This window comes from Pseudomonas sp. AAC (assembly GCF_000725445.1).
In the GTDB taxonomy this organism is placed as follows: Bacteria; Pseudomonadota; Gammaproteobacteria; order Pseudomonadales; family Pseudomonadaceae; genus Pseudomonas; species Pseudomonas citronellolis.
This window is the reverse complement of record NZ_KL647097.1, coordinates 365236-386288: the sequence shown is the minus strand read 5'-3', so window position 1 is coordinate 386288 and position 21053 is coordinate 365236. Positions and strand designations below refer to the sequence as shown.

Below are 21053 nucleotides of genomic sequence, written 5' to 3'. Positions count from 1 at the left end.
CGGGTTCAGGCCGCCGGCTCGTTGATGCCGAGCACCGGGCGGTCGTGGCTGCCGACCCAGCGCGGGCCTTGCGGGCCGTACACCCCGGCGGATTCCGGGAAGGTGCGCAGCAGCGTCAGGTAGAGCAGGGCGGCGAGACCGAGGGTCACCGGCAGGCTGATGTCGATGCCGCCGGCCAGCTCGCCCAGCGGGCCGACGAACTGGCCCGGCAGGTTGACGAAGCACAGGCCGGCCAGCGCGCTGGGGATCCAGGCGCCCATGCCGCGCCAGTTCCAGCCGCGGTGGAACCAGTAGGCGCCGCCTTGCTGGCCACGGGTGAACACCTGCAGGTCGTCGGCGTGGTAGAAGCCGCGGCGCACGATCAGGCCGAGGATCATGATCACCATCCAGGGGCTGGTGCAGGTGATGATCAGCACGGCGAAGGTGGACACGCTCTGCACCAGGTTGGCGGCGAAGCGGCCGATGAAGATGAAGGCGATCGACAGCAGGCCGATGAACAGGGTGGCCTGCACGCGGTTGAGCAGGCGCGGGAACACGCTGGACATGTCCAGGCCGGTGCCGTACAGCGAGGTGGTGCCGGTGGACATGCCGCCGATGGTGGCGATCAGGCACACCGGCAGGAAGAACCAGCTCGGCGAGATGGCCAGCAGGCCGCCGACGTAGTTGTTCGCGGCGATGTAGTCCGGCGCTTTCACGGCGACGATGGTGGCGGTGGCCAGGCCGAAGAAGAACGGGATCAGCGTAGCCAGCTGCGACAGCAGCACCGCCAGCATGATGCGTTTTTTCGAGGTTTCGCGCGGGATGTAGCGGGCCCAGTCGCCGAGGAAGGCGCCGAACGACACCGGGTTGCTCATGGCCAGCAGGGTGGCGCCGATGAAGGCGGCCCAGAAGCCCGCGCCGCCCAGCTGCACGCTGCCGGCGTAGCCGGCGTCGAAGGGGCCGGCGAAGGCGAACACGCCCAGCAGGAACAGCAGGCTGGCGGCCCACACGGCGATCTTGTTGACCAGCAGCATGAAGCGGAAGCCATAGATGCACACCACCAGCACCAGCACCGCGAACAGGCCGTAGGCCAGGCCCAGGGTGAGGTCGGTTTCCGGCAGGCCGAACAGGCGCTTGGCGCCGCCGACCAGGGCGTCGCCCGAGCTCCACACCGACAGCGAGAAGAAGGCGATGGCGGTCAGCAGCGACAGGAAGGAGCCGACGATCCGCCCGTGCACGCCGAAGTGCGCGCCGGAGGAGACCGCGTTGTTGGTGCCGTTGATCGGGCCGAACAGGCCCATGGGCGCGAGGATCAGCGCGCCGACCAGCACGCCCAGGACGATGGCCCAGGCGCCGGCCTGGAACGACAGCCCGAAGAGCACCGGGAAGCTGCCGAGCACGGCGGTGGCGAAGGTGTTTGCGCCGCCGAAGATCATGCGGAACAGGTCGGTGGGCGTGGCGTTGCGCTCGGCGTCGGGAATCTGCTCGACGCCGAATGTCTCGATGGTGGTGATTGCATGTTGGTTGTTCTTGTTATCCATGACTTCCTCCCGGGAAAGTCCCGCCTCATGGCGTAGGCGACAGGTGCTCGTGGACGGCCAGCCAGCGGCCTTGTTGTTGTTCACGGCGGAAGACGATGGTCTCCCGCTCGTGGTTCAGGCTCTCCGTTCCCTGGATGCGCAGCCGCGTGGCGACGTCGTGGCTGAAGATCGCCACGTCCTCGCCCTGCAGGCTGACGAAGGTGTTGCTGGACTGGCAGTCGAGGACCTCGAAGCCGTCGTCACGCAACCAGCTCTCCCACACCTCGCGGTAGGCCGCGCGGGTGCGCAGCGGCTGCGGCCAGTTGTGGAAGATGAAGCTGGCGTCTTCGCTGAAGGCCGCGAAATAGGCCTCGGTGTCGGTGCGCGCGAAGGCTGCCACGAGCGCGCGGGCAGCCTCCAGCACCTGTGCTACGCAGGCGTCGTTATGCATTTATGGTCACTCAGCGGCGCTGTACGCCCGGGAGGATGCAGAGCATTTCGTACAGCAGGTTGGCGCCGAGCAACGAGGTGTTGCCGGTGGTGTCGTAGGGCGGGGAGACCTCGACCAGGTCGCAGCCGATGATGTCCAGGCCCTGGCAGCCGCGCACGATCTCCATCGCCTGGATGGTGGTCAGGCCGCCGATTTCCGGGGTGCCGGTGCCCGGCGCCCAGGCCGGGTCGATGCCGTCGATGTCGAACGACAGGTACACCGGGCCGCCGCCGACCTTCTCGCGCACTTCGGCCATCAGCGGCGCCAGCGACTGGTGCCAGCATTCCTCGGCCTGGACCACGCGGAAGCCCTGCTTGCGGCTCCAGTTGAAGTCCTCGGCGGTGTAGCCCTGGGCGCGCAGGCCGATCTGCACCACCCGGTCGCAATCCAGCAGGCCTTCTTCCACGGCGCGGCGGAAGGTGGTGCCGTGGGCGATCTTCTCGCCGAACATGTGGTCGTTGACGTCGGCGTGGGCGTCGATGTGCACCAGGCCGACCTTGCCGTGCTTCTTGTGGATGGCGCGCAGGATCGGCAGGGTGATGGTGTGGTCGCCGCCGAGGGTCAGCGGGACGATGCCGTGGTCGAGGATCTTGTCGTAGGCCTCCTCGATGATGCGCACGGCCTCCAGCAGGTTGAAGGTGTTGATCGCCACGTCACCGATGTCGGCGATGTTCAGCGAATCGAACGGGGCGGCGCCGGTAGCCATGTTGTACGGGCGGATCATCACCGACTCGGCGCGGATCTCGCGGGGCCCGAAACGGGTGCCGGAGCGCAGGGAGGTGCCGATGTCCAGGGGCACGCCGACGAAAGCGGCATCGAGCTCGTCGAGCTGTTCGGGGGCCTGGATATGCGGCAGGCGCATCATGGTGGCGATGCCGCCGAAGCGCGGCATTTCGTTTCCGCCCAGGGGCTGGTGGAGTTTCTTGTCCATGGGTAGGCCTCACGGGATTCGCTGTTTTCGTGGAAACAGGCTTGTTGATACTGAGGCCGGATTCTGGTCATGCCCGGTAGTGGGAAGAATCGCTGGCTACAAATAATCAGTTCAGAGTTTTCTAAACTTATTTCCACGGCTAGACTGCGTTGCCCTGTCGCAGCCCCCGCGGCGCCGGCCCCGCCGTATGTGCCTTGCAGGCCGGGCGGCGACGGACGATCTGGCCGATTGCCAGTCCAGTGACTGCTGAACTGGAGCCCCTCCACCCCGAATTGCGGAGCCCTTCATGAGCGCCAGCGCCCTGCCCGACGTCAAGCTTCTGCGGATTTTCGCCTGCGTGGTGCGCAACCAGGGCTTCGCCTCGGCGCAGCAGGAGCTGAACCTGTCGACCTCGGCCATCAGCACCTACATGAGCCAGCTGGAGAACCAACTGGGCATCGTGCTCTGCCACCGCGGCCGCGGCGGCTTCGGCCTGACCAGCAAGGGCGAGCTGTTCCACCAGGAAACCCTGCGCATCCTCGGCGAACTGGAAGGCTTCGAGCGCTACGCGGCGACCCTGAAGGGCGAGCTGCGCGGCACCCTCAACCTCGGCGTGCTCGACTCCACGGTGAGCGACCCGGCGCTGCCGCTGGCCGACGTCATCGGCTCGTTCAGCAGCCTGCACCCGGCGGTGCACCTGCACCTGCAGGTACAGAGCCCCTACGAACTGCAACTGGCGGTGCTGGACAACCGCCTGGACCTGGCCATCGGCTCCTTCTTCAGCCGCATGAACGGCCTGGTCTACCAGCCGCTGTACCGCGAGCAGCACTGGCTGTACTGCAGCGACCGCCACCCGCTGTTCGACGGCCGGCGCATCCCCGCCGAGCTGATCACCCAGCAGCGCATGGTCGGCCGCGGCTACTGGAGCCAGGCGGAACTGGCGCGCCACGGCTTCAAGCACAGCGCGGCGACGGTGGAAAGCATGGAGGCGCAGCTGATCCTCATCCTCTCCGGCGGCTACATCGGCTACCTGCCCGAGCACTACGCACATTCCTGGGTGGAGCAGGGCAGGCTGCGCGCGCTGTCGCCGGCCACCTTCGGCTACCAGGCGCCGTTCTCGCTGATCCTGCGCCGCGGCCGCTCCCGCGAGCCGCTGATCCAGAACTTCCGCGACCTGCTGCGCACGCAGCCGGGCAAGCCATGAGCCGCGCCCGCTGCGAACGCTGCCTGCGCCCGGCCGGCCATTGCCTGTGCGCGCTGATCCCGCGCCTGGACAACCGCACCCGGGTGCTCCTGCTGCAACACCCCAGCGAAACCGGCCACGCCCTGAACACCGCGCGCCTGGCGGCCCTCGGCCTGGCCAACGCCGAACTGCGGGTGGGCGAGGACTTCAGCGACCTCGACCTGTCCGCCGAGGACGCCTGGCTGCTGTTCCCCGGCGAAAACGCCATCCCCCTCGCCGAACTGGCCGCCCGCCCGGCCACCCGGCCGCGCCTGCTGGTGGTCCCCGACGGCACCTGGCGCAAGGCGCGCAAGCTGCTGCACCTCAACCCCAACCTGGCGACTCTGCCGCGGGTGGTGCTGCCCGAAGGCCTGACCTCGCGCTACCGCCTGCGCAAGGCACCGGCCGAGGGCGCGCTGTCGACCATCGAGGCGGTGGTGCATGCGTTGAACGCGCTGGATGCACCGCAGTCCTTCGACGCGCTGCTGAGACCGTTCGAGGCGCTGATCGACGGGCAGATCGCAGCGATGGGGGAGGATGTCTTCGTGCGGAACCATCGGAGGTAAGCGACAAGATCAGGTCGCAGCCTCTCCCGCCAGCTCCACCTCACGTTGGAGAATGGCTTCGTCCCACTCGGGAGAGCGCTTGGCCCATTGTTCGGGTGGTATAGGCTTGGACCATTCGACGATATTGGGATCGGTCAAATCGGGAGGAGGCGCCAGCTTCAGGTTCTGGAGTTTCTCGGAAAAATAGGTTCCAAGGCAGATAACGAAGAACAAACCGTGCAGTACATCAAGAATGTCTCCTTTGCGCAGGCTGGTAATAATGGAGCCGATTTGGGTTTCCTCATAAGGCCGATAGCCCAGGCGTGTATCTGGCACCGCCTTGGGACCGATCTCCATATAACTGCGAATGCACTCCCATAGGCACATCGCCGTAGTACCGCCACCACAACTGAACCCCATGCTGCAGTCCCGTTCGCCTTCCTTCGCATTCGGGTCCGGGTTCTTGAAACCCACCACCAGCATGCCTTGGGTGGTCTTGCCATGGCGTCCCACCGAGTCCATGGCAATGGCCTGCGCCACCACGGTTTCCCAGGGCACTATCCAGTAACTACCGTCCTTCTGCGGTACGCAGACTTCGCGGCGTTGGCGGTTGAAGCGGGTGGGAAGTGATACAGGCTTGGCCAGACTGTAGAGGAGCATCAACAGAGGAATACCAATAACGAAAGAGAACAATATGCTGAACATCGAGAAGAGTTCGCCGTCATCTCGTACATTGATGAGTAACCAGATGGCTATTAGTAGCTGCGGCCATAGCATTATTACAAACGAGCCAATGCTGTACTGGCCGATATCGAGAAATACCTCGTTCTTGCGCCAGATGGTATTAAGCACATCCCTTGGGGGCTGGCCGGTGGGAATGGCCGGTGGCGCCAGGTAGTCCTCGCGGGAGAACAGGCCCTGCTTCTGGCTGCCGGCGGGTGGCAAGGTCACGTCGCAGCCTTCCCTGCCAACTCCGCCTCACGTTGTCGAATGGCTTCGTCCCACTCAGGGGAGCGCTTGGCCCATTGCTCGGGTGGCAGGGGGGCGGACCATTCGACTATGGCGGGGTCGGTCAAATCGGGAGGCGGCGCCAGCTTCCAGGTTTGCAGCATAGCTGCCAAGGGGGTCCCGAAGGCGACAATCGTAAATATCAGCCATAGTGCTTTACCGAACTCCTTGGCGAGCAAGTGCTTTTTTATGCCGGCATAGAACATCCAGATACTTCCCCAGATGGCTCCCCGCCCTCCCAATAGTTTTCGTGTGCCTTCCAGGTCATTTTCCAGCGGCACCGCTTCCGGCCCTATTTCCATATAGCTGCGCATGCACTCCCACAGGCGCATTGCTGTTGTGCCGCCGCCACAACTGAACCCCATACTGCAGTCCCGTTCGCCTTCCTTCGCATTCGGGTCCGGGGTCTTGAAACCCACCACCAGCATGCCTTGGGTGGTCTTGCCATGGCGCCCCACCGAGTCCATGGCAATGGCCTGCGCCACCACGGTCTCCCAGGGCACTATCCAGTAACTGCCATCTTTCTGAGGCACACAGACTTCGCGGCGTTGGCGGTTGAAGCGGGTGGGCGGTGGGACCGGCTTAGTTAGGCTGTAGAGCAGCATCAATAGGGGAACTCCCACTACCAAGAAGATTAATAGTGCCGAGCCCCCAAAATAATCTATTGCACCCTCTGTCCAGGAGAAATAGAGATATAAGACGGATATCAGTACTAGTGGCCATAGAATCATCACAAACGAGCCAATGCTGTACTGGCCGATATCGAGAAACACCTCGTTCTTGCGCCAGATGGTATTAAGCACATCCCTTGGGGGCTGGCCGGTGGGGATGGCCGGAGGTGCCAGGTAGTCCTCGCGGGAGAACAGGCCCTGCTTCTGGCTGCCGGCGGGGGGAAGTGTCATCGAGTTTCCTTGGGATGCAGGTGGTTCTCGCCAGTCAGGCGGTAGGTTTGCGCACGGTCCAGTTCCGGGGTGGGTTCGCCAGGGCGTAGGACAATCGGTGCACTTTCCGCCGTCAGGACATAGGCCAGGCCCTGTTCTCCTCCAATGGTCGTGATACCGGCCAGATCCGCCAGCGGGTTGTGGTAGCGCAGGCGTAGCGAGAGGCGCACCTGGGCCTGGCGGAAAGCGCCGCTCAGGCGCAGGCCCTGGCCTTGGTCCGCCGGTATCCAGGTGCATTGGCTGCGCTCCAGCCAGAGATCGCCAATATCCAGGTTGGGCTGGTCGTTGCTGCGGAACATGCGGAAGTGGTCGGGTACGGGACTGCCGATCAGGCCCAACTCCAGTTCGACACTGGACGGCTCGGCACCCGGCAAGTCGATGGTCAGGCGCTGGATGGCTTCCAGGCTGACGGTGTCGCCCAGGGAGCCGGGCACTCGCTGGGACTTGCTGTCCACGCTGACGCGCGGTTGGTAGAGCAATGTCAGCAACTGGTCGAACTCCCGTTGCTGCTGCTCGGCGGGAATGGGATCGGTATTGCCGGCACGAGCCTTGGACCAGCAGCAGTTGGCCAGGTACTGCTGCAGCGGTGTGGATTGTCGCCACCAGGCGTACAGGTACACGCCTCCCAACGCGAGCAGCAGCAGATTGATCGGCCCCATGCCCAGGCGGAAGCGGCGGATGGCTGTCGGGGTATCGATACGGTTGAACAGGCGCATACCGGTCAGCCCCAGCCCCAGCGCAGCCTGAGCAGCATAGGTGCCAATCTGGCCAGCCACCGCCAGCCGGCGGATTTCCACCCAGGGATCCATGCTGCTTTGTGCAGCCTCAATTTGCATGCCTAAGGCTACCGACTCTTCTCGGGCAGCCAGCATGGATAGTAAACCTACTACTCCACCAAACAGCGTCAGAGCTGGAGCAATGAAGGAAGTATTTCCGTAGGGTGTTGCCCTGATTTCCCCGATTCCCTTCCCTACGATCACCCAATTCTGCACCACCGCCACCAATGCCGCTCCCGCATAGAGCGTGGCCGAAATGCTCTCGGCCCGGCGCTGGGTATCCATCCGCTCCAGGGCATGGGCTTGCGCCAGGTAACTCTCGGCATTGAGCGCGTTGACCAGCAGCGCCGCCAGCGGCAGCAAGCCGCCGCTGTTCTGCACCGCGGGGCTTTGCAGGATGCCGGCGGCGCGGCCCTGGCCGATGGCCTGGGCGGTGTTGTTGACCCACTGGCCGAGCTGTTGCGCCTGCTGGCCGAGCAGGCGCCAGGTGGTCACGCCGTTGTTCAGGGTGCGGACCAGCGGGGCGCCGGCGCTCAGGCGGGTGACCAGCAGGGTGCCCAGCCATTGCCCCGGCAGGACGCCCTTCTGCTGCAGCGCCAGCAGCACGGCGCCCAGGCGGGCCACGGTGAGGCTCCAGTAGCCGTCGATGTCGCTGGCCAGGCGCTGCAGCGCCTGCACGGTCGCGGCGCCGAGCAGGTGGGTCAGGGCCTCGTGGGTGGCGCTCAGGTTGTCCTGGGCGAGCGCCGCCTGCAGCTCGCCCAGGCGCGCGGTGTTGTTCACCGCCGCTTCCAGCGATGGGCTCCAGCCCAGGAACAGCAAGCGGAAGACGCCGCCGTCCTTGGCGCGCAGGAAGTCGCTGAACTGCTCGACGCCCTGGCGGCGATGGCACTGGGCGCTGAGGCAGGCGTCGGCCAGTTCGTCCAGCCAGCACTGGTGCTGCGGGTTGTCGTGCTCGACGAACCAACTGCCCAGGTCGTGGCGCGGCAGGAAGGCCTGGCGGTCGGCATAGAGGCTGGCATGGCGGGCCTCGACCTGGCGGAAATGCGCCGGGGCCTGCTCGTCCAGCCAGCGATCCATGCGTTCCAGGTCGATGTATTCGGCGACCTTGGCGCTGGCCCGGCCGCCGGCGAGCTGGCTGGCCTTGTCCTGGCGGTAGTCGCGCACGATGTCCTGTACCTGCTGCTGCAACTCGGCGGGGATGAAGGCGCGCAGCGGCGCCAGGCGTTGTTCGCGACGGCGGGCGATATCCGCGATGCGCTCGTCGGCGGCGGCGTGACCGATGCGCTGGCGCTCGTGGACGTTGACCTGGATCTCTTCGTCCAGCAGGGCCTTGAGGGGCGCCTGGGCGGCGAGCAACTGCTCGCCCTGCTCGGGGGTGAGCTGGATACCGTGTTCGCGGTAACGGTAATTGAGCAGGCTGGCCAGCTCGCCACCGTCCTCGCGGACCAGGCTGCGGATGAAGCCGCCGACGTTCTGGCGCAGGTTGTTGTCGGCCATCCAGGCTTCGTGGCGGGCCTCCAGCTGTTCCTGCTCGTGGTTGAGGTCGCGCAGCACGCCCAGGTCGTCGTCGAGCACGGCGAGCACCGCATGCAGTTCCCCGGCCTCGCTGCGTGCGCTGTCCAGCCACGCCGAGGTGGCGGGCACTTCCCACACCTGGGCGCTCCAGGCGCCCGGCGCCTCCTCCTGCTCGGCCTGGGGGTGGCGCATGACGGCTTGCGAGCCGGCGTTGTACCACTCCATGGCGTGGATATAGGCGCGCACGTTTTCCTGGGTGGGGGCAGCGTTCATCCGCTCGGCCAGTTCCCGGGTCCGTCGTTTGTCCGCCTCGTGGTTCTGCGCATGTTCCTTGGCCAGAACACGTTCACGAACCTCCGGCATCAGTTCGGCCAGCAGCGTTTCACTTGCGTCGAGCGGAGGGCAGTGCGGTGCCTGCAGGCGCAGGGCGACCTCGCCCAGGCCGACGTGGCGCATGCGCCGCTGGCGGATGCCGGCCTCCGCCAGTTGGGCGCAGGCATCTGCGCCGAGGGGGATTTCGCTGTACAGGAGCCAGGCATCGTGGCGCTTGTCCAGGGCGAAGCCGGCCTGGCTGCCGTGCAGCAGGACGCTCTCGTCGGCCGTCAGCGGTTGTGACTGCAGCAGCCCGTCGGCGGCCACGGCATAGCGTTGCAGCGGCCCCTGCCCATGCCAGAGGTAGAGGAAGCCACCGCGCAGGCGACGCAGGGCCATGGGGTGGCTGCTGGCGCGCACGGCCGGTTGCAGGCTGGCGTGGCGGGCGGGGTGCTCGGCCAGGGCGTAGCGCGCCGGGACGACGTACAGCTCGTTCTGGCGCGCCGGGCAACTGGCGATCGGGTTGCGGGCGTCGTCATGGCTCATGCCGTGCAGGCGGTTGGGGTTGCTGATCATGAAGCGCTCCTTGCTTGCAGGACGATGGCGTAGGCGAGGTCCGCGGCAGCCTCCAGGCGCCGGGACGGCGTTTGGCTGGACGTCGCGTCGAGCAGTGCGGCTATCTCCGGGTAGTCCTGCAGCGCTTGCTCCCCCAGCAGACCGAAGAGGTTGGCGTAGCGGGCAATGTCGACTTCGCTATATAGGCCTCTGGCGTGGGCCTGCTCGGCCAACCCGCGCAAATGGGCGCGGCGCGCCGATCTGTCGCAATCCGCGGCGTAGTGCGGGAAGGCCTGCCGCAGGTGCGCATCCAGTTGCTCCACGACGCGCTGCCAGCGCACTTCGCCCAGGCGTTCCAGTTCTTCGTCGTCAAGTCGGTACGGGCCGTCCTGTCGAGCCGGCACAGGCCCCGCGGGGCGACGGTGACATAGCCAGGAGTGGGTTTCGCCATCGAAGGCGAGGATGCTTTCGAATGGGCCGAACAGGCAGGTATCGCCATTGGCCACGGCCCGCCCCAGCAGCGCATTGGCTACCGCCGGATCGGCCAGGCGCAGGAGCATTTCTTCGCCCTGGGGATGACGTGCGTTGAGCAGCCAGCGCAGATGGGCGAGCCGTTCATGCCAGGGGGCCTGGCCGAACAGCAGGTAGCCCCAATCCCCCTGGCCCTGAGCCAGAAAGGCGTCGAGCAACGCATCGTCCGGCCCGTTCAGTTGGACGAGGCAGGGGGAGATATCGACCAGCTCGTCCCATCGCGTCTGGGCGTAGAGGGGCTGGAAGGTCGCAGTCCCGCTCCATTGCCGTAGCCATTGGGGGAGCTCTGCGAGGCTGGCGCCATCCAGCAGCAAGCTGGCCCCTTCGGTCCATGGCAAGCCGGCTGGCAGCGGCGGCAGGTAGCGAACCTCGGCGTTCATGCTTGCGCTCCCGCTGCCTGGGCGCAGATGGCGCACACCGGCGACTTGCGCAGCAGGGCCTGGCGCTGCGCGGCGATCAGCAAGGCTCCGGGCTTGTCCTGGTCCGCCTGTTGCAACGGCCCGGGCAGCAGGGGCGCGGCCGCCGTGCCGACACCGGGGCTGCCGCCACTGTTGAGCTTGACGTCGGCGCCGCTGAGGGTGACGCCGCCGGGGTCGAGCTTGACGAAGCTGCCGCCGGCCTTGAGCGTCAGTTCCTGGCCCGCGTCGATCGTCACCTTCTCGCCGGCGTAGTAGTGGATTTCGTTGCCGGCCTCGATGAACTGGCCACTGCCGAGCTTCAGGTGCTGGTCGTTGCCCACCGTCAGGTGGTCGTCGGCGCGTACCTCGACCTTGCGGTCGCCATGGGTGGTGCGGTGTTCCTCGGCCTTGAACTCGCTGTAGGCGTTGGCTTCCACGGTGTCGTGGCGTTCGTGGCCGACGCGGATCTTCTGGTCGTGCTCGATGTTCTCGTCCCAGTCGCGCTGGGCATGCAGGTAGATCTGTTCCTGGCCCTTGCGGTCCTCGATGCGCAGTTCGTTGTAGCCACCGCCGCCGGGGCTGGAGAGCGTCTTGAACAGGCTGCGGGTCTTGTTCGCCGGCAGCTCGTAGGCCGGCAGGTGCTCGGCGTGGTACAGGCAGCCGCTGATCAGCGGCTGGTCCGGGTCGCCTTCGAGGAAGGTCACCAGCACTTCCATGCCGATGCGCGGGATGGCGATAGCGCCGTACTGCTTGCCGGCCCAGCTGGAGGCCACGCGCAGCCAGCAGCTGGTCTTGTCGTCGGCCTGGCCCTCGCGGTCCCAGTGGAACTGCACCTTGACCCTGCCGTAGCGGTCGCAGTGGATTTCCTCGCCCTTTGGCCCCGTCACCACGGCGGTCTGGCTGCCCAGCACGCGCGGCTTGGGATGCGCCAGCGGCGGGCGGTAGGGCACGTCCCAGGGCGTGGCGAGGAAGCGGTTGCGGTAGCCCTGCTGGAAGTCGTCCTTGCCGTCGCGGGCGTCGCTGGTGACCGACTCTTCCAGCACCTGCGGCTGCTTGCCTTCGTGCCGTACTTCGGTGAGCAGCCAGAGGTCGTTCCACTCGCCGCGCGGGTGCTCGCGCAGGGGCAGGAAATGGCCGCTGCGCAGGCTCGGCTGGTCGCTGCGGCCTTCGGCCTGGCGGTAGTCGGCGCGGTGCCTTTCCAGGCTGCGCTGGCTCAGCAGCTTGCCGCGCTCGCGGTCGGTGAAGCGACCGGGGTAATCGTAGTCCTCGAGGTCCGGGCGGCTGTCGCTGCGCGCCGTGCTTTCCAGTTGCAGCCTGGGCTTCTCGAAGTCGTAGTCGCGGCGGCTGACGCGGGCGGTACGGGTATCCAGACGCTGGCCGAAGCGCTTGATCACCGGCAGGTCGGCGACCAGGCCGGAGTCCTGCTGGTAGGCCACCGGCGCCAGCTTGGGGAAGGCGGTCTGGTCGTCGCCGAACACCAGCAGGTGCCCGTCGGGGCTGTGCTCGAAGTGGTAGTGGAGACCTTCCTCTTCGCACAGGCGCTGGACGAAGTGCAGGTCGCTCTCGTCGTACTGGGTGCAGTAGTCGCGCGGCGGGTAGACGGTGGGGCCGAGCTGGAAGCGGTAGGCGTCGGCGAGGATGCCGTGTTCCTCCAGCACCCGGGTGATGATCTGCGGCACCGTCAGCTGCTGGAAAATGCGCTGGTTATGCCGATGCGCGAGGTAGGCCAGGCGCGGCACCAGGCTCACCTGGTAGCGGGTCAGGCGCTTGCCGGATTCGCCCTGGGCCACCCGGTGCAACTGGCCATGGATGCCATGGCCCTGCCCCAGGTCCAGGTAGGCGCCCTTGTGCAGCAGGCTTTCCAGGTCCAGGTCGGGACGTTCGCTGACCAGTTCGATGTCGAAGCGGTAGGGCTGGTTCAGGGCTTCGCGGCCATGGAATTCGAGCACCTGCAGGTCGCTGTCGAGGCCGTCGATATTCAGGCTGAACTGCGTTTGGTTGGCTGGGGCGAACATGACGTGGCTCCAATTCTTTGCGAGCCACGCATCAGAACAACCAAGGAGCGTGGAGAAATATCGGCTGCTTCCTCAATGGATGAAGGAATTCCCCTCTCAAGTCTCAGTCATGATGTAGAGCTCTTGTCATCGATGACGAGGAACGGCCGCACCGAGACTGACGAACAAGGCCGGCTGTTCCCGCTGCTGCACATGAGCCTGTAGAGAGAAGCCAGCCTGGCGGCCGGATCGCGGACGGAGTCCACCTCCGCTCCCACCTGTAGGAGCGCGCCCTGCGCGCGATTCGTGGTCATGGGCCGCGGAAATTCCAGCGTAGGATGTGTTGAGCGAAGCGATACCCATCACCGCAACCGCATGGGTTTCGCCAAGGCTCAACCCATCCTACGAAGAGCGCCTCGACGACGGCCCTCAGGCCAGCCGCTCCGCCACCAGGAAACTGTCGAAATGAATGCTCCTGGCCCCCAGCCGCAGCAGGCTGTCGCTGAACAGCTCGCTGCGCGTGGCGCCGCAGTCCCAGGTGGTTTCCCAGTCCTCGCGGCTGCGCCAGTGCACGCAGCCGAGCAGGTGGCGGCCGTCTTCGCTGGCGCGCAGTTCCGCGCCCAGGTAGCCCGGGGCCTGGTGGAACAGCTCGCGCAGTTGTTCCAGGTAGCGGCCCAGGCGCTCGGCGATGTCGGGCTGTTGCGCCGGCGCCACCTCGATATCGATCAGCAGGGCGAAATGCGTCGGGGTCTCGGGCTGGTCGGCGTCGGTGCTGCAGTAGGCGCTGGGAATGATCATGGGTGGGCTCCTGGGCTTGAAGGCAGACGCTGGCGAGGGTAAAACCTCAACTTAACTTGAGGTCAAGCCCGCCATGCCGAAAAAACACCAGGCCCTGCACGTACCCCATGAACTGAGCGTCGGCGAACTCGCCAGGCGCGCCGGCGTGGCTGTGTCCGCGCTGCATTTCTACGAGGCCAAGGGGCTGATCCACAGCACCCGCAATGCCGGCAACCAGCGCCGTTACCCGCGCGACGTGCTGCGCCGGGTGGCGGTGATCAAGGTGGCGCAGCGCGTCGGTATTCCGCTGAACGAGATCGCCGAGGCCCTGGCCAGCCTGCCCAGCGGGCGCTCGCCCATGGCCGCCGACTGGGCGCGGCTGTCAGCGCGCTGGCGTGACGATCTGGACGAGCGCATCGCCAAGCTGGTGCTGCTGCGCGACCAGCTCAACGGCTGCATCGGCTGCGGCTGCCTGTCGCTGGAGACCTGCCCGCTACGCAACCCCGGCGACAGGCTGGCGGAGCAGGGGCCGGGCGCGCACTGGGACGGTCAGCCGCCGGACAGCTCGCGGGCGTAGACCTCGCGGTCGACGTTGCCGCCGCTGAGCACCAGGCCCACCTTCAGCCCGCGCAGCGCCTCGCGCTCCTGCAGGGCGGCGGCCAGCGCCGCGGCGCCGGCGCCCTCGGCGACGTTGTGGGTGGCGGTGAACAGCAGGCGCATGGCCGCGCCGATTTCCGCATCGCTGACCTGGACGAAATGGTCGGCGCCGGCGCGGATCATCGCCACCGCATTCGGCTCCGGGGTGGTGCAGGCCATGCCGTCGGCCAGTTGCGTGCTGGTGGCATGGAACACCGGCTCGCCGGCGGCGAAGGACAGCGCATAGGCCGGCGCATGGCTGGAGACCACGCCGACGATACGCGTCTTCAGGCCCAGGGCGTCGCGCGCGGCGATCATCCCGCAGATGCCCGAGCCCATGCCCACCGGCACGTAGCACACGTCCAGGCCGGGCAGGGCGCGCAGCAGCTCCAGGCTGTAGCTGGCCACGCCGGCCACCAGCCAGGGGTGGAAGGAGGGAATCAGGTGCAGGCCGTCGCGCTCGGCCAGTGCGGTGGCGTATTCGCGGGAGGCCTGGAAGTCTTCGCCGTGCTCGATCAGGTTGGCGCCCAGGGCGCGCATGGCGGCGTTCTTCTCGCGGCTGTTGCCGTGGGGCACGACTATGGTCGCCGGCATGCCCAGGCGCGCCGCGGCGAAGGCGATGGACTGGCCGTGGTTGCCGCGGGTGGCGCTGATCACCCCGGCCGGGCAGGGCGCCTGGGCCGCCAGGTGGTGGAAGTAGACCAGCCCGCCGCGCAGCTTGAAGGCGCCCACCGACGAGTGGTTCTCGTGCTTGACCCAGGTTTCGCAGCCCAGGGCCTCCACCAGCAGGGGCCAGCGGATCTGCGGGGTGGGCGGCAGGCTGCGGTGGACGATGGCGGCAGCGGCTTCGAGGGCGGGCAGGCTGAGCGGCATGGAGGTTCTCCTATGGGGAACGGGCAGTCTAGGACGCTGCGCCGGGAATGCGACAGGTACAGCTGGGAAGAGGATTTTCGTAGGTCTCCAGTAGCGCTTCCGGCCGCCTGCGCCCGAGTGTGCCGCCGGACCGGTACAGTTGTATCGCCGAACTGTTCCTGTCGAGCGCCACCGACGCTGGCTTAGCATGGCTGACCGCACACGCGAAGGGCTGTCCTCCATGCACGTTTCCTCCGGCCGCTGGCAATTCGGCCTGTTCCTCTCCCTGGTCACCGCCGTGCTCTGGGGCATCCTGCCGATCAAGCTGAAGGAGGTCCTGAAGGTGATGGACCCGGTGACCGTCACTTGGTTTCGCCTGGTGGTGGCCGGTGGCGTGCTGTTCGTCTGGCTGGCGCTGCGCGGCCAGCTGCCGCGCTTCCGCCCGCTGGGCCGGCGCGGCGGCGGCCTGGTGCTGCTGGCGGTGCTGGGGCTGACCGGCAACTACGTGTTCTACCTGGTCGGCCTGCGCATGCTCACCCCGGGCACCACCCAGCTGGTGATCCAGATCGCGCCCATCCTGCTGCTGCTCGGCAGCCTGTTCGTCTTCAAGGAGAGCTTCAGCCTTGGCCAGGGGCTGGGCCTGCTGGTGCTGCTGGGCGGCTTCGCGCTGTTCTTCAACCAGCGTCTCGGGGAACTGTTCGGCTCGCTGGGCGACTACACCCTGGGCGTGCTCATCGTCCTGCTGGCGGCTTTCGTCTGGACCTTCTACGGCCTGGCGCAGAAGCAGTTGCTCACGCAGTGGAACTCGCTGCAGGTGATGATGGTGATCTATCTGGGCTGCGCGCTGCTGCTCAGCCCCTGGGCGCATCCGCAGCAGGTGCTGCTGCTCGATGGCGTGCAGGCCTGGCTGCTGCTGGCCTGCTGCCTGAACACCCTGGTGGCCTACGGCGCCTTCGCCGAGGCCCTGGCCCACTGGGAAGCCTCGCGGGTCAGCGCGACCCTGGCGCTGACGCCCCTGGTGACCATCGCCTCGGTGGCCGTGGCGGCCAGCCTGTGGCCCGGGCACCTGCAGCCGGAAAGCCTCGATGGCCTGGCCTACCTGGGGGCGCTGCTGGTGGTGTGCGGTTCGGCGCTGACCGCGCTGGCGCCGTCGCTGCTGCGCAGCTACCGGGCGCGGCGGGCGAGGGCGGCGCTGTCGTCCTGAACCGTCCCTTTAATTTCGCGAATGATAGGCGCGGATGAAGCCGGTGCGGGGACGTTATCGTGAATGCGGGAAGGGCGATCGGCGGGGCCGTGGATCAGGGCACCCTCCTCTCCCTGAAGGGAGAGGGGACCGTTCGGTGTGCGCGGGTGTTTCGGCGTTAGCCGGCAACTGCGGGATCCCCAACTGACTCCATCTCCCTTCTCGGCACGGGCTAGCCCCCTCTCCCTCCGGGAGAGGGCTGGGGTGAGGGGAAAGCCCGAGCACCGATGTCATTCCCTGTAGGAGCGCGCCCTGCGCGCGAATCGCGGGCAGGGCCCGCTCCTACAAGTGCATGGCTTCATGGAGCGTGTGGGGAAACGGAATCGAGCGAGCAGGCCTGCGGCCCCCTCACCCTAACCCTCTCCCGGAGGGAGAGGGGACCGTTCGGAGTGCGTTGGTGCTTCGGCGTTAGCCGGCTGGCACAGGGATCGCCGGCTGAAGCCAGGCCTTCTCTCGGCACGGGCCAGCCCCCTCTCCCTCCGGGAGAGGGCTGGGGTGAGGGGAAAGCCCGAGCGCCGATGTCATTCCCTGTAGGAGCGCGCCCTGCGCGCGAATCGCGGGCAGGGCCCGCTCCTACAAGTGCATGGCTTCATGGCGCGTGTGGGGGAGCGGAATCGAGCGAGCAGGCCTGCGGCCCCCTCACCCTAACCCTCTCCCGGAGGGAGAGAGGACCGTTCGGAGTGCGTTGGTGTTTCGGCATTAGCCGGCTAGCACAGGGATTGCCGGCTGAAACCAGGCCTCCTCTCGGCACGGACTAGCTCCCTCTCCCTCCGGGAGAGGGCTGGGGTGAGGGGAAAGCCCGCGCGCCGACGTCATTCCCCTGAACGAGCGGACCCCATCCGCGAATCACTCAACGCCCGCGAATCACCCGCCAGGCCAGGGCACCGAGCACCCCGCCGGCCAGCGGCGCGACCCAGAATGCCCACAGCTGCTGCAGCGCCCAGGGATCGGTGAAGGGCGCTACGCCCAGGCTGCGCGCCGGGTTCACCGAGGTGTTGCTGACCGGGATGCTGACCAGGTGGATCAGCGCCAGGGCCAGGCCGATGGCCAGCGGCGCGAAGCCGGCGGGGGCGTCGCGGTCGGTGGCGCCCATGATGATGAACAGGAAGACCGCGCTCATCAGTACTTCGCACAGCAGCACCGCCTGCAGGCTGTAGCCGCCCGGCGAGTGCTCGGCGTAGCCGTTGGCGGCGAAGCCCTTCGACGGGTCGAAGCCGGCGGCGCCGCTGGCGATGCAGTAGAGCGCGGCGCCGGCGAGCAGGCCGCCGGCCACCTGGGCCAGCACGTAGGGCAGCAAGTGCTGGGCGGGGAAGCGCCCGCCGACGCACAGGCCCAGGCTCACCGCCGGGTTGAAGTGGCCGCCGGAGATCGGCCCCACGGCGTAGGCCATGGTCACCACGGTCAGGCCGAAGGCCAGCGACACGCCGAGCAGGCCGATGCCGACATTGCCGAATTGCGCGGCCAGCACGGCGCTGCCGCAGCCGCCGAAGACCAGCCAGAAGGTGCCGACGAGTTCGGCACCGAGTTTGCGAAACATGTTTCCCTCCCAGGAACCCAAGGGCCGCCGGAATGGCGGCAAGGGCCGGGATGCTAGGCGAGGAGGGCGGGAGGGGGCTTTAGGGAACGTCTGGAAAGCCCCGGTTCCCGGAGATGGGATGCTGGGCGGGCCGTCGGCCCGCCCGGTGCTCACACCTGCGTGCCCAACTGCTCGGCGCGCTTGAGCCAGGCCTGGCGCTGTTCCTCGCTGGCGCCGCGCATGGGGCTGAACTCCTCCAGGTGGCGGGTGGCGATGCCGCACGGGCCGAGGATGCATCGCACCATCTGGCGGTGCGCCGGGGCGCCCTGGCGCAGGCGGTAGCGCCAGTGCGTCTGGTCGTGGGTCACCAGCAGGTCGGCGCTGCGCCCGCCCAGCAGCGGTTCCCACTCGCGGTCCTGCGGGGTGCGGTAGCGGAAGGCGAAGCCGGGCAGGAACACCCGGTCGAAGAAGCCCTGCAGCAGCGCCGGCAGGCCGCCCCACCAGATCGGGTAGACAAACGCCAGGTGCTGCGCCCAGTGCACCTGGCGCTGGGCTTCGAGCAGGTCCGGCTCCAGGTCCTGGCTGCGTTCGTAGCCGCCGCGCAGCACCGGGTCGAAGCGCAGTTCGCCGAGCTTCAGGGTGCGCACCACGTGGTCCCGGCTGCGCGCGCCGTGCTGGTAGGCGTCGGCCAGGGCGTGGCAGAAGCCGTCGGCCTTGGGTGTGCCGAGGATCACCAGGATGCGCTTGCCGTCGCCCTCCAGGGGCGTGGCGCCGGATTTGCCGGATTCAACCATGCTGCCCGGCCTCCAGCATGTCTTGCGGGCGGACCCATTCGTCGAACTGCGCATCGGTCAGGTAGCCCAGCTCCAGCGCCGCCTCGCGCAGCGAGGTGCCTTCCTTGTAGGCCTTCTTGGCGATTTCCGCGGCCTTGTCGTAGCCGATGTGGGTGTTCAGCGCGGTGACCAGCATCAGGCCGCGCTCCAGGTGCTCGGCCATGCGCTCGGCGTCCGGCTGCAGGCCGGCGATGCAGTGGCTGTTGAAGTTGCGGCAGCCGTCGGCCAGCAGGCGGATGGATTCCAGCAGGTTGTGGATGATCACCGGCTTGAACACGTTCAACTGCAGGTGGCCCTGGCTTGCGGCGAAGCTCAGGGCGGCGTCGTTGCCCATGACCTGGCAGGCCAGCATCGACAGCGCTTCGCACTGCGTCGGGTTGACCTTGCCGGGCATGATCGAGCTGCCCGGCTCGTTGGCCGGCAGGCGCACCTCGGCGATGCCGGCGCGGGGGCCGGAGCCGAGCAGGCGCAGGTCGTTGGCGATCTTCATCAGCGCCACGGCGAGGGTCTTCAGGGCGCCGGAGAGCGTCACCAGCGGCTCGTGGCCGGCGAGGGCGGCGAACTTGTTCGGCGCCGAGACGAAAGGCAGGCCGGTGAGGCCGGCCAGCTCGGCGGCGATGTCCTCGGCGAAGCCCGCCGGGGCGTTCAGCCCGGTGCCCACCGCGGTGCCGCCCTGGGCCAGCTCGTAGACCGCCGGCAGCGCGGCGCGGATGGCGCGCTCGGCGTAGTCGAGCTGGGCGACGAAGGCCGACAGTTCCTGGCCGAAGGTGATGGGCGTGGCGTCCATCAGGTGGGTGCGCCCGGTCTTCACCAGGTCGGCGTGGCGCGCCGACTGCGCGGCTATGCCGCCGACCAGCTCGGCGATGGCCGGCAGCAGCTCCTGGTGCACGGCCCGGGCGGCGGCCAGGTGCATGGCGGTGGGGAAGCTGTCGTTGGAACTCTGCGCGCGGTTGACGTGGTCGTTGGGGTGCACCGGCGCCTTGCCGCCGCGGGCGTTGCCGGCCAGTTCGTTGGCGCGGCCGGCGATCACCTCGTTGACGTTCATGTTGCTCTGGGTGCCGCTGCCGGTCTGCCAGACCACCAGCGGGAACTGGTCGTCGTGCTGGCCGGCGAGGATTTCGTCGGCGGCCTGCTCGATCAGCTGGCCGATCTCCGCCGGCAGTTCGCCCAGGCGCACGTTGATGCGCGCGGCGGCCTTCTTGACCAGCGTCAGGCCGTAGACCACGGCCAGCGGCATGCGCTGCCCGCCGATGGCGAAGTTCTCCAGCGAGCGCTGCGTCTGCGCGCCCCAGTAGGCCTGCTCGTCGACCTCGATGGGCCCCAGGCTGTCGGTTTCGGTCCGTTTCATGAAGGCGTCCTCCCGGAATGATCTGAGGGAGTTTAGGCCTTGTGCCGGCTTTCGGGTTCCGCGCTGCGTCAATGGCGCCTATGGCTTGCCGGCGGGCCTACCAGCGGGCGTGGGTGGCGCCTATCCAGCCCAGGGCGCGCTTGACCGGCACCTGCTCGCCGGCGGCGCTGCGCAGGAAGCCGTCGTAGTGGCCGAACCACTGGCTGGTGTGGGCGTAGAGCAGGCCCAGGCGCGGCGAGGCCTCGTGCAGCTTGAGCGGGGTGAAGGCGAGGTCGACGCGCTGGTCGGCGGTGCTCAGGCGCCAGGGGGCGAGCGGGTCGTTGGGCTCCTGGCGGATGTCCACCTCGCCGCGCAGGCGCTGCAGTTCGCCGCCGAACCACAGGGCGTTTTCCTTGTGTTCGCTGTGGTCGGTCCAGCCCGAGCCGAAGTTGCCGGCGATGCCGCCGGGCGCGGCGAAGGCGGCGCGCGTCCAGAAGCTGCGGAAGGGCCACACGCCACGGCCGAAGTCCAGCGCGGCGAAGCTCTGCCCGGCCTGGGCCTGGTAGGTTTCCTCGCCCAGTTGCAGGACGCCGGTGAAGGGCAGGCCCATCTGCCGGCTGCAGGCGTGGAAATGGTTGCCGCCCATGGGCACCACCAGGTTGACCGAGTCCAGGTGCGCCGGGCGCTGCACGTCCAGCGCCAGGGACAGCGGCAGGCCGCCCAGGTCGCCGGCGTCGGCGTGGATGCGCAGGCGCGTGGCCTGGTCGTCGAAGCCCAGGTTGAGGCGCTCGTGGCGGAAGGCGTGGCTCTGGTTGGGGTGGTCGGGCAACTCGCAGCGCAGGCCCAGCGGGCAGATCTGGGTGCGGGAATAGGCCTTGCCGGTGTTCAGGTCGAGGAAGTAGAGGGCGCCGTAGCCGAGGTAGTCGAGGTCGGCGATGGTCAGCGAGAGCATCCAGCCCGGGCTGATCAGGCACCAGTGGTTCCAGCGCTTGCGCCGGCCGCGCTGGCCGGGCAGGGCGCAATCCAGCAGCGGCCGCGACGACCAGCCGATGGCGCCCGGGTCCAGGTGGCCTCGTGCATCGCACAACATCGGTAGGGCAGGAGGCAGCGAGAGGCGGGCCTGGGAGGTCATCGAACACATCCATGTGACAATCTGACCCAGCATGCCGATTC

18 protein-coding genes are annotated in these 21053 nt (G+C 67.7%); 4 read left to right on the top strand and 14 right to left on the bottom strand.

Translation table 11 applies throughout. The features are described 5' to 3' along the window. Positions 1 to 5: 5 nt before the first annotated feature. Genes FG99_RS15520 through speB form a run of 3 tightly spaced genes read right to left on the bottom strand, consistent with a single transcriptional unit; the run spans position 6 to position 2920 of the window. Positions 6 to 1520 (bottom strand): purine-cytosine permease family protein, encoded by a 1515-nt coding sequence (locus FG99_RS15520; RefSeq protein WP_043270884.1) that lies wholly within the window; start codon positions 1518 to 1520, stop codon positions 6 to 8. A gap of 25 nt (positions 1521 to 1545) precedes the next feature. Further along, a complete protein-coding gene (locus tag FG99_RS15515) occupies positions 1546 to 1950 on the bottom strand; it encodes a YybH family protein (RefSeq protein ID WP_009623523.1) in 405 nt (134 codons plus the stop codon). 10 nt (positions 1951 to 1960) lie between these two features. Continuing rightward, positions 1961 to 2920, bottom strand: coding sequence for an agmatinase (gene speB, locus FG99_RS15510; RefSeq protein ID WP_043270882.1), 960 nt, complete (start codon positions 2918 to 2920; stop codon positions 1961 to 1963). Between the two features lie 286 nt (positions 2921 to 3206). On the opposite strand from speB, the gene FG99_RS15505 reads away from it, so the two are divergent. Both FG99_RS15505 and FG99_RS15500 read left to right on the top strand, forming a co-directional pair. Then, positions 3207 to 4103, top strand: a complete 897-nt coding sequence (locus FG99_RS15505) for a LysR family transcriptional regulator (RefSeq protein ID WP_009623521.1) — start codon at positions 3207 to 3209, stop codon at positions 4101 to 4103. After that, on the top strand, positions 4100 to 4687 hold the full coding sequence (locus FG99_RS15500; RefSeq protein WP_043270880.1) for a tRNA-uridine aminocarboxypropyltransferase: 588 nt from the start codon (positions 4100 to 4102) through the stop codon (positions 4685 to 4687). The genes FG99_RS15505 and FG99_RS15500 overlap by 4 nt, the downstream gene beginning before the upstream one ends. 9 nt (positions 4688 to 4696) lie before the next feature. On the opposite strand, the gene FG99_RS15495 is transcribed toward FG99_RS15500, so the two are convergent. The 6 genes from FG99_RS15495 to FG99_RS15465 form a co-directional block, all read right to left on the bottom strand. Beyond that, positions 4697 to 5617, bottom strand: coding sequence for a hypothetical protein (locus FG99_RS15495; protein WP_043270878.1), 921 nt, complete (start codon positions 5615 to 5617; stop codon positions 4697 to 4699). Then, a complete protein-coding gene (locus FG99_RS15490) occupies positions 5614 to 6576 on the bottom strand; it encodes a hypothetical protein (protein ID WP_043270876.1) in 963 nt (320 codons plus the stop codon). Before FG99_RS15490 ends, FG99_RS15495 begins: the two co-directional genes overlap by 4 nt. Next, positions 6573 to 9794, bottom strand: a complete 3222-nt coding sequence (locus tag FG99_RS15480; RefSeq protein ID WP_051878948.1) for a toxin VasX — start codon at positions 9792 to 9794, stop codon at positions 6573 to 6575. The genes FG99_RS15490 and FG99_RS15480 overlap by 4 nt, the downstream gene beginning before the upstream one ends. Further along, positions 9791 to 10684: a DUF4123 domain-containing protein gene (locus FG99_RS15475; protein ID WP_043270874.1), complete on the bottom strand. Its 894-nt coding sequence runs from the start codon at positions 10682 to 10684 to the stop codon at positions 9791 to 9793. The genes FG99_RS15480 and FG99_RS15475 overlap by 4 nt, the downstream gene beginning before the upstream one ends. After that, positions 10681 to 12717: a type VI secretion system Vgr family protein gene (tssI, locus tag FG99_RS15470; protein ID WP_043270871.1), complete on the bottom strand. Its 2037-nt coding sequence runs from the start codon at positions 12715 to 12717 to the stop codon at positions 10681 to 10683. The genes FG99_RS15475 and tssI overlap by 4 nt, the downstream gene beginning before the upstream one ends. A gap of 408 nt (positions 12718 to 13125) precedes the next feature. Next, on the bottom strand, positions 13126 to 13494 hold the full coding sequence (locus tag FG99_RS15465) for an antibiotic biosynthesis monooxygenase family protein (RefSeq protein WP_043270869.1): 369 nt from the start codon (positions 13492 to 13494) through the stop codon (positions 13126 to 13128). A 73-nt stretch (positions 13495 to 13567) separates the two neighbouring features. Here FG99_RS15465 and soxR point away from each other — a divergent pair, with 73 nt between their 5' ends. Beyond that, the gene (gene soxR, locus FG99_RS15460) at positions 13568 to 14050 is read left to right on the top strand and encodes a redox-sensitive transcriptional activator SoxR (RefSeq protein ID WP_009623517.1); all 483 of its coding nucleotides are present in this window, start codon (positions 13568 to 13570) and stop codon (positions 14048 to 14050) included. On the opposite strand, the gene FG99_RS15455 is transcribed toward soxR, so the two are convergent. Continuing rightward, the gene (locus tag FG99_RS15455) at positions 14023 to 14982 is read right to left on the bottom strand and encodes a threonine dehydratase (RefSeq protein WP_043270868.1); all 960 of its coding nucleotides are present in this window, start codon (positions 14980 to 14982) and stop codon (positions 14023 to 14025) included. The two genes, soxR and FG99_RS15455, sit on opposite strands and share 28 nt — an antisense overlap. Positions 14983 to 15202: 220 nt before the next feature. Between FG99_RS15455 and FG99_RS15450 the strand changes: the two genes are divergently transcribed. Then, positions 15203 to 16165 (top strand): DMT family transporter, encoded by a 963-nt coding sequence (locus FG99_RS15450; protein WP_043270866.1) that lies wholly within the window; start codon positions 15203 to 15205, stop codon positions 16163 to 16165. Positions 16166 to 17054: 889 nt separating this feature from the next. Here FG99_RS15450 and aqpZ read toward each other — a convergent pair. The 4 genes from aqpZ to FG99_RS15430 all read right to left on the bottom strand — a co-directional run bounded on the left by aqpZ (position 17055) and on the right by FG99_RS15430 (position 21012). Continuing rightward, positions 17055 to 17741: an aquaporin Z gene (gene aqpZ, locus FG99_RS15445; RefSeq protein ID WP_009621566.1), complete on the bottom strand. Its 687-nt coding sequence runs from the start codon at positions 17739 to 17741 to the stop codon at positions 17055 to 17057. A gap of 149 nt (positions 17742 to 17890) precedes the next feature. Further along, positions 17891 to 18514 carry an NAD(P)H-dependent oxidoreductase gene (locus tag FG99_RS15440; protein ID WP_009621568.1) on the bottom strand — a complete coding sequence of 208 codons (624 nt, stop codon included), beginning with the start codon at positions 18512 to 18514 and terminating at the stop codon, positions 17891 to 17893. Continuing rightward, complete coding sequence (locus FG99_RS15435; RefSeq protein ID WP_043270863.1) at positions 18507 to 19901, bottom strand: class II fumarate hydratase; 1395 nt, start codon at positions 19899 to 19901, stop codon at positions 18507 to 18509. The genes FG99_RS15440 and FG99_RS15435 overlap by 8 nt, the downstream gene beginning before the upstream one ends. 97 nt (positions 19902 to 19998) lie before the next feature. Beyond that, a complete protein-coding gene (locus FG99_RS15430; protein WP_043270862.1) occupies positions 19999 to 21012 on the bottom strand; it encodes a DUF2804 domain-containing protein in 1014 nt (337 codons plus the stop codon). Positions 21013 to 21053: the final 41 nt, after the last annotated feature.

What these genes read in the sequence shown, in the direction of transcription:
- FG99_RS15490 (WP_043270876.1), bottom strand. Translation starts at nt 6,576, where the DNA reads ATGACACTTCCCCCCGCCGGCAGCCAGAAGCAGGGCCTGTTCTCCCGC.
- FG99_RS15480 (WP_051878948.1), bottom strand. Translation starts at nt 9,794, where the DNA reads ATGATCAGCAACCCCAACCGCCTGCACGGCATGAGCCATGACGACGCC.
- speB (WP_043270882.1), bottom strand. Translation starts at nt 2,920, where the DNA reads ATGGACAAGAAACTCCACCAGCCCCTGGGCGGAAACGAAATGCCGCGC.
- aqpZ (WP_009621566.1), bottom strand. Translation starts at nt 17,741, where the DNA reads ATGTTTCGCAAACTCGGTGCCGAACTCGTCGGCACCTTCTGGCTGGTC.
- FG99_RS15515 (WP_009623523.1), bottom strand. Translation starts at nt 1,950, where the DNA reads ATGCATAACGACGCCTGCGTAGCACAGGTGCTGGAGGCTGCCCGCGCG.
- FG99_RS15440 (WP_009621568.1), bottom strand. Translation starts at nt 18,514, where the DNA reads ATGGTTGAATCCGGCAAATCCGGCGCCACGCCCCTGGAGGGCGACGGC.
- FG99_RS15520 (WP_043270884.1), bottom strand. Translation starts at nt 1,520, where the DNA reads ATGGATAACAAGAACAACCAACATGCAATCACCACCATCGAGACATTC.
- FG99_RS15465 (WP_043270869.1), bottom strand. Translation starts at nt 13,494, where the DNA reads ATGATCATTCCCAGCGCCTACTGCAGCACCGACGCCGACCAGCCCGAG.
- FG99_RS15435 (WP_043270863.1), bottom strand. Translation starts at nt 19,901, where the DNA reads ATGAAACGGACCGAAACCGACAGCCTGGGGCCCATCGAGGTCGACGAG.
- FG99_RS15505 (WP_009623521.1), top strand. Translation starts at nt 3,207, where the DNA reads ATGAGCGCCAGCGCCCTGCCCGACGTCAAGCTTCTGCGGATTTTCGCC.
- tssI (WP_043270871.1), bottom strand. Translation starts at nt 12,717, where the DNA reads ATGTTCGCCCCAGCCAACCAAACGCAGTTCAGCCTGAATATCGACGGC.
- soxR (WP_009623517.1), top strand. Translation starts at nt 13,568, where the DNA reads ATGCCGAAAAAACACCAGGCCCTGCACGTACCCCATGAACTGAGCGTC.
- FG99_RS15455 (WP_043270868.1), bottom strand. Translation starts at nt 14,982, where the DNA reads ATGCCGCTCAGCCTGCCCGCCCTCGAAGCCGCTGCCGCCATCGTCCAC.
- FG99_RS15500 (WP_043270880.1), top strand. Translation starts at nt 4,100, where the DNA reads ATGAGCCGCGCCCGCTGCGAACGCTGCCTGCGCCCGGCCGGCCATTGC.
- FG99_RS15450 (WP_043270866.1), top strand. Translation starts at nt 15,203, where the DNA reads ATGCACGTTTCCTCCGGCCGCTGGCAATTCGGCCTGTTCCTCTCCCTG.
- FG99_RS15430 (WP_043270862.1), bottom strand. Translation starts at nt 21,012, where the DNA reads ATGACCTCCCAGGCCCGCCTCTCGCTGCCTCCTGCCCTACCGATGTTG.
- FG99_RS15475 (WP_043270874.1), bottom strand. Translation starts at nt 10,684, where the DNA reads ATGAACGCCGAGGTTCGCTACCTGCCGCCGCTGCCAGCCGGCTTGCCA.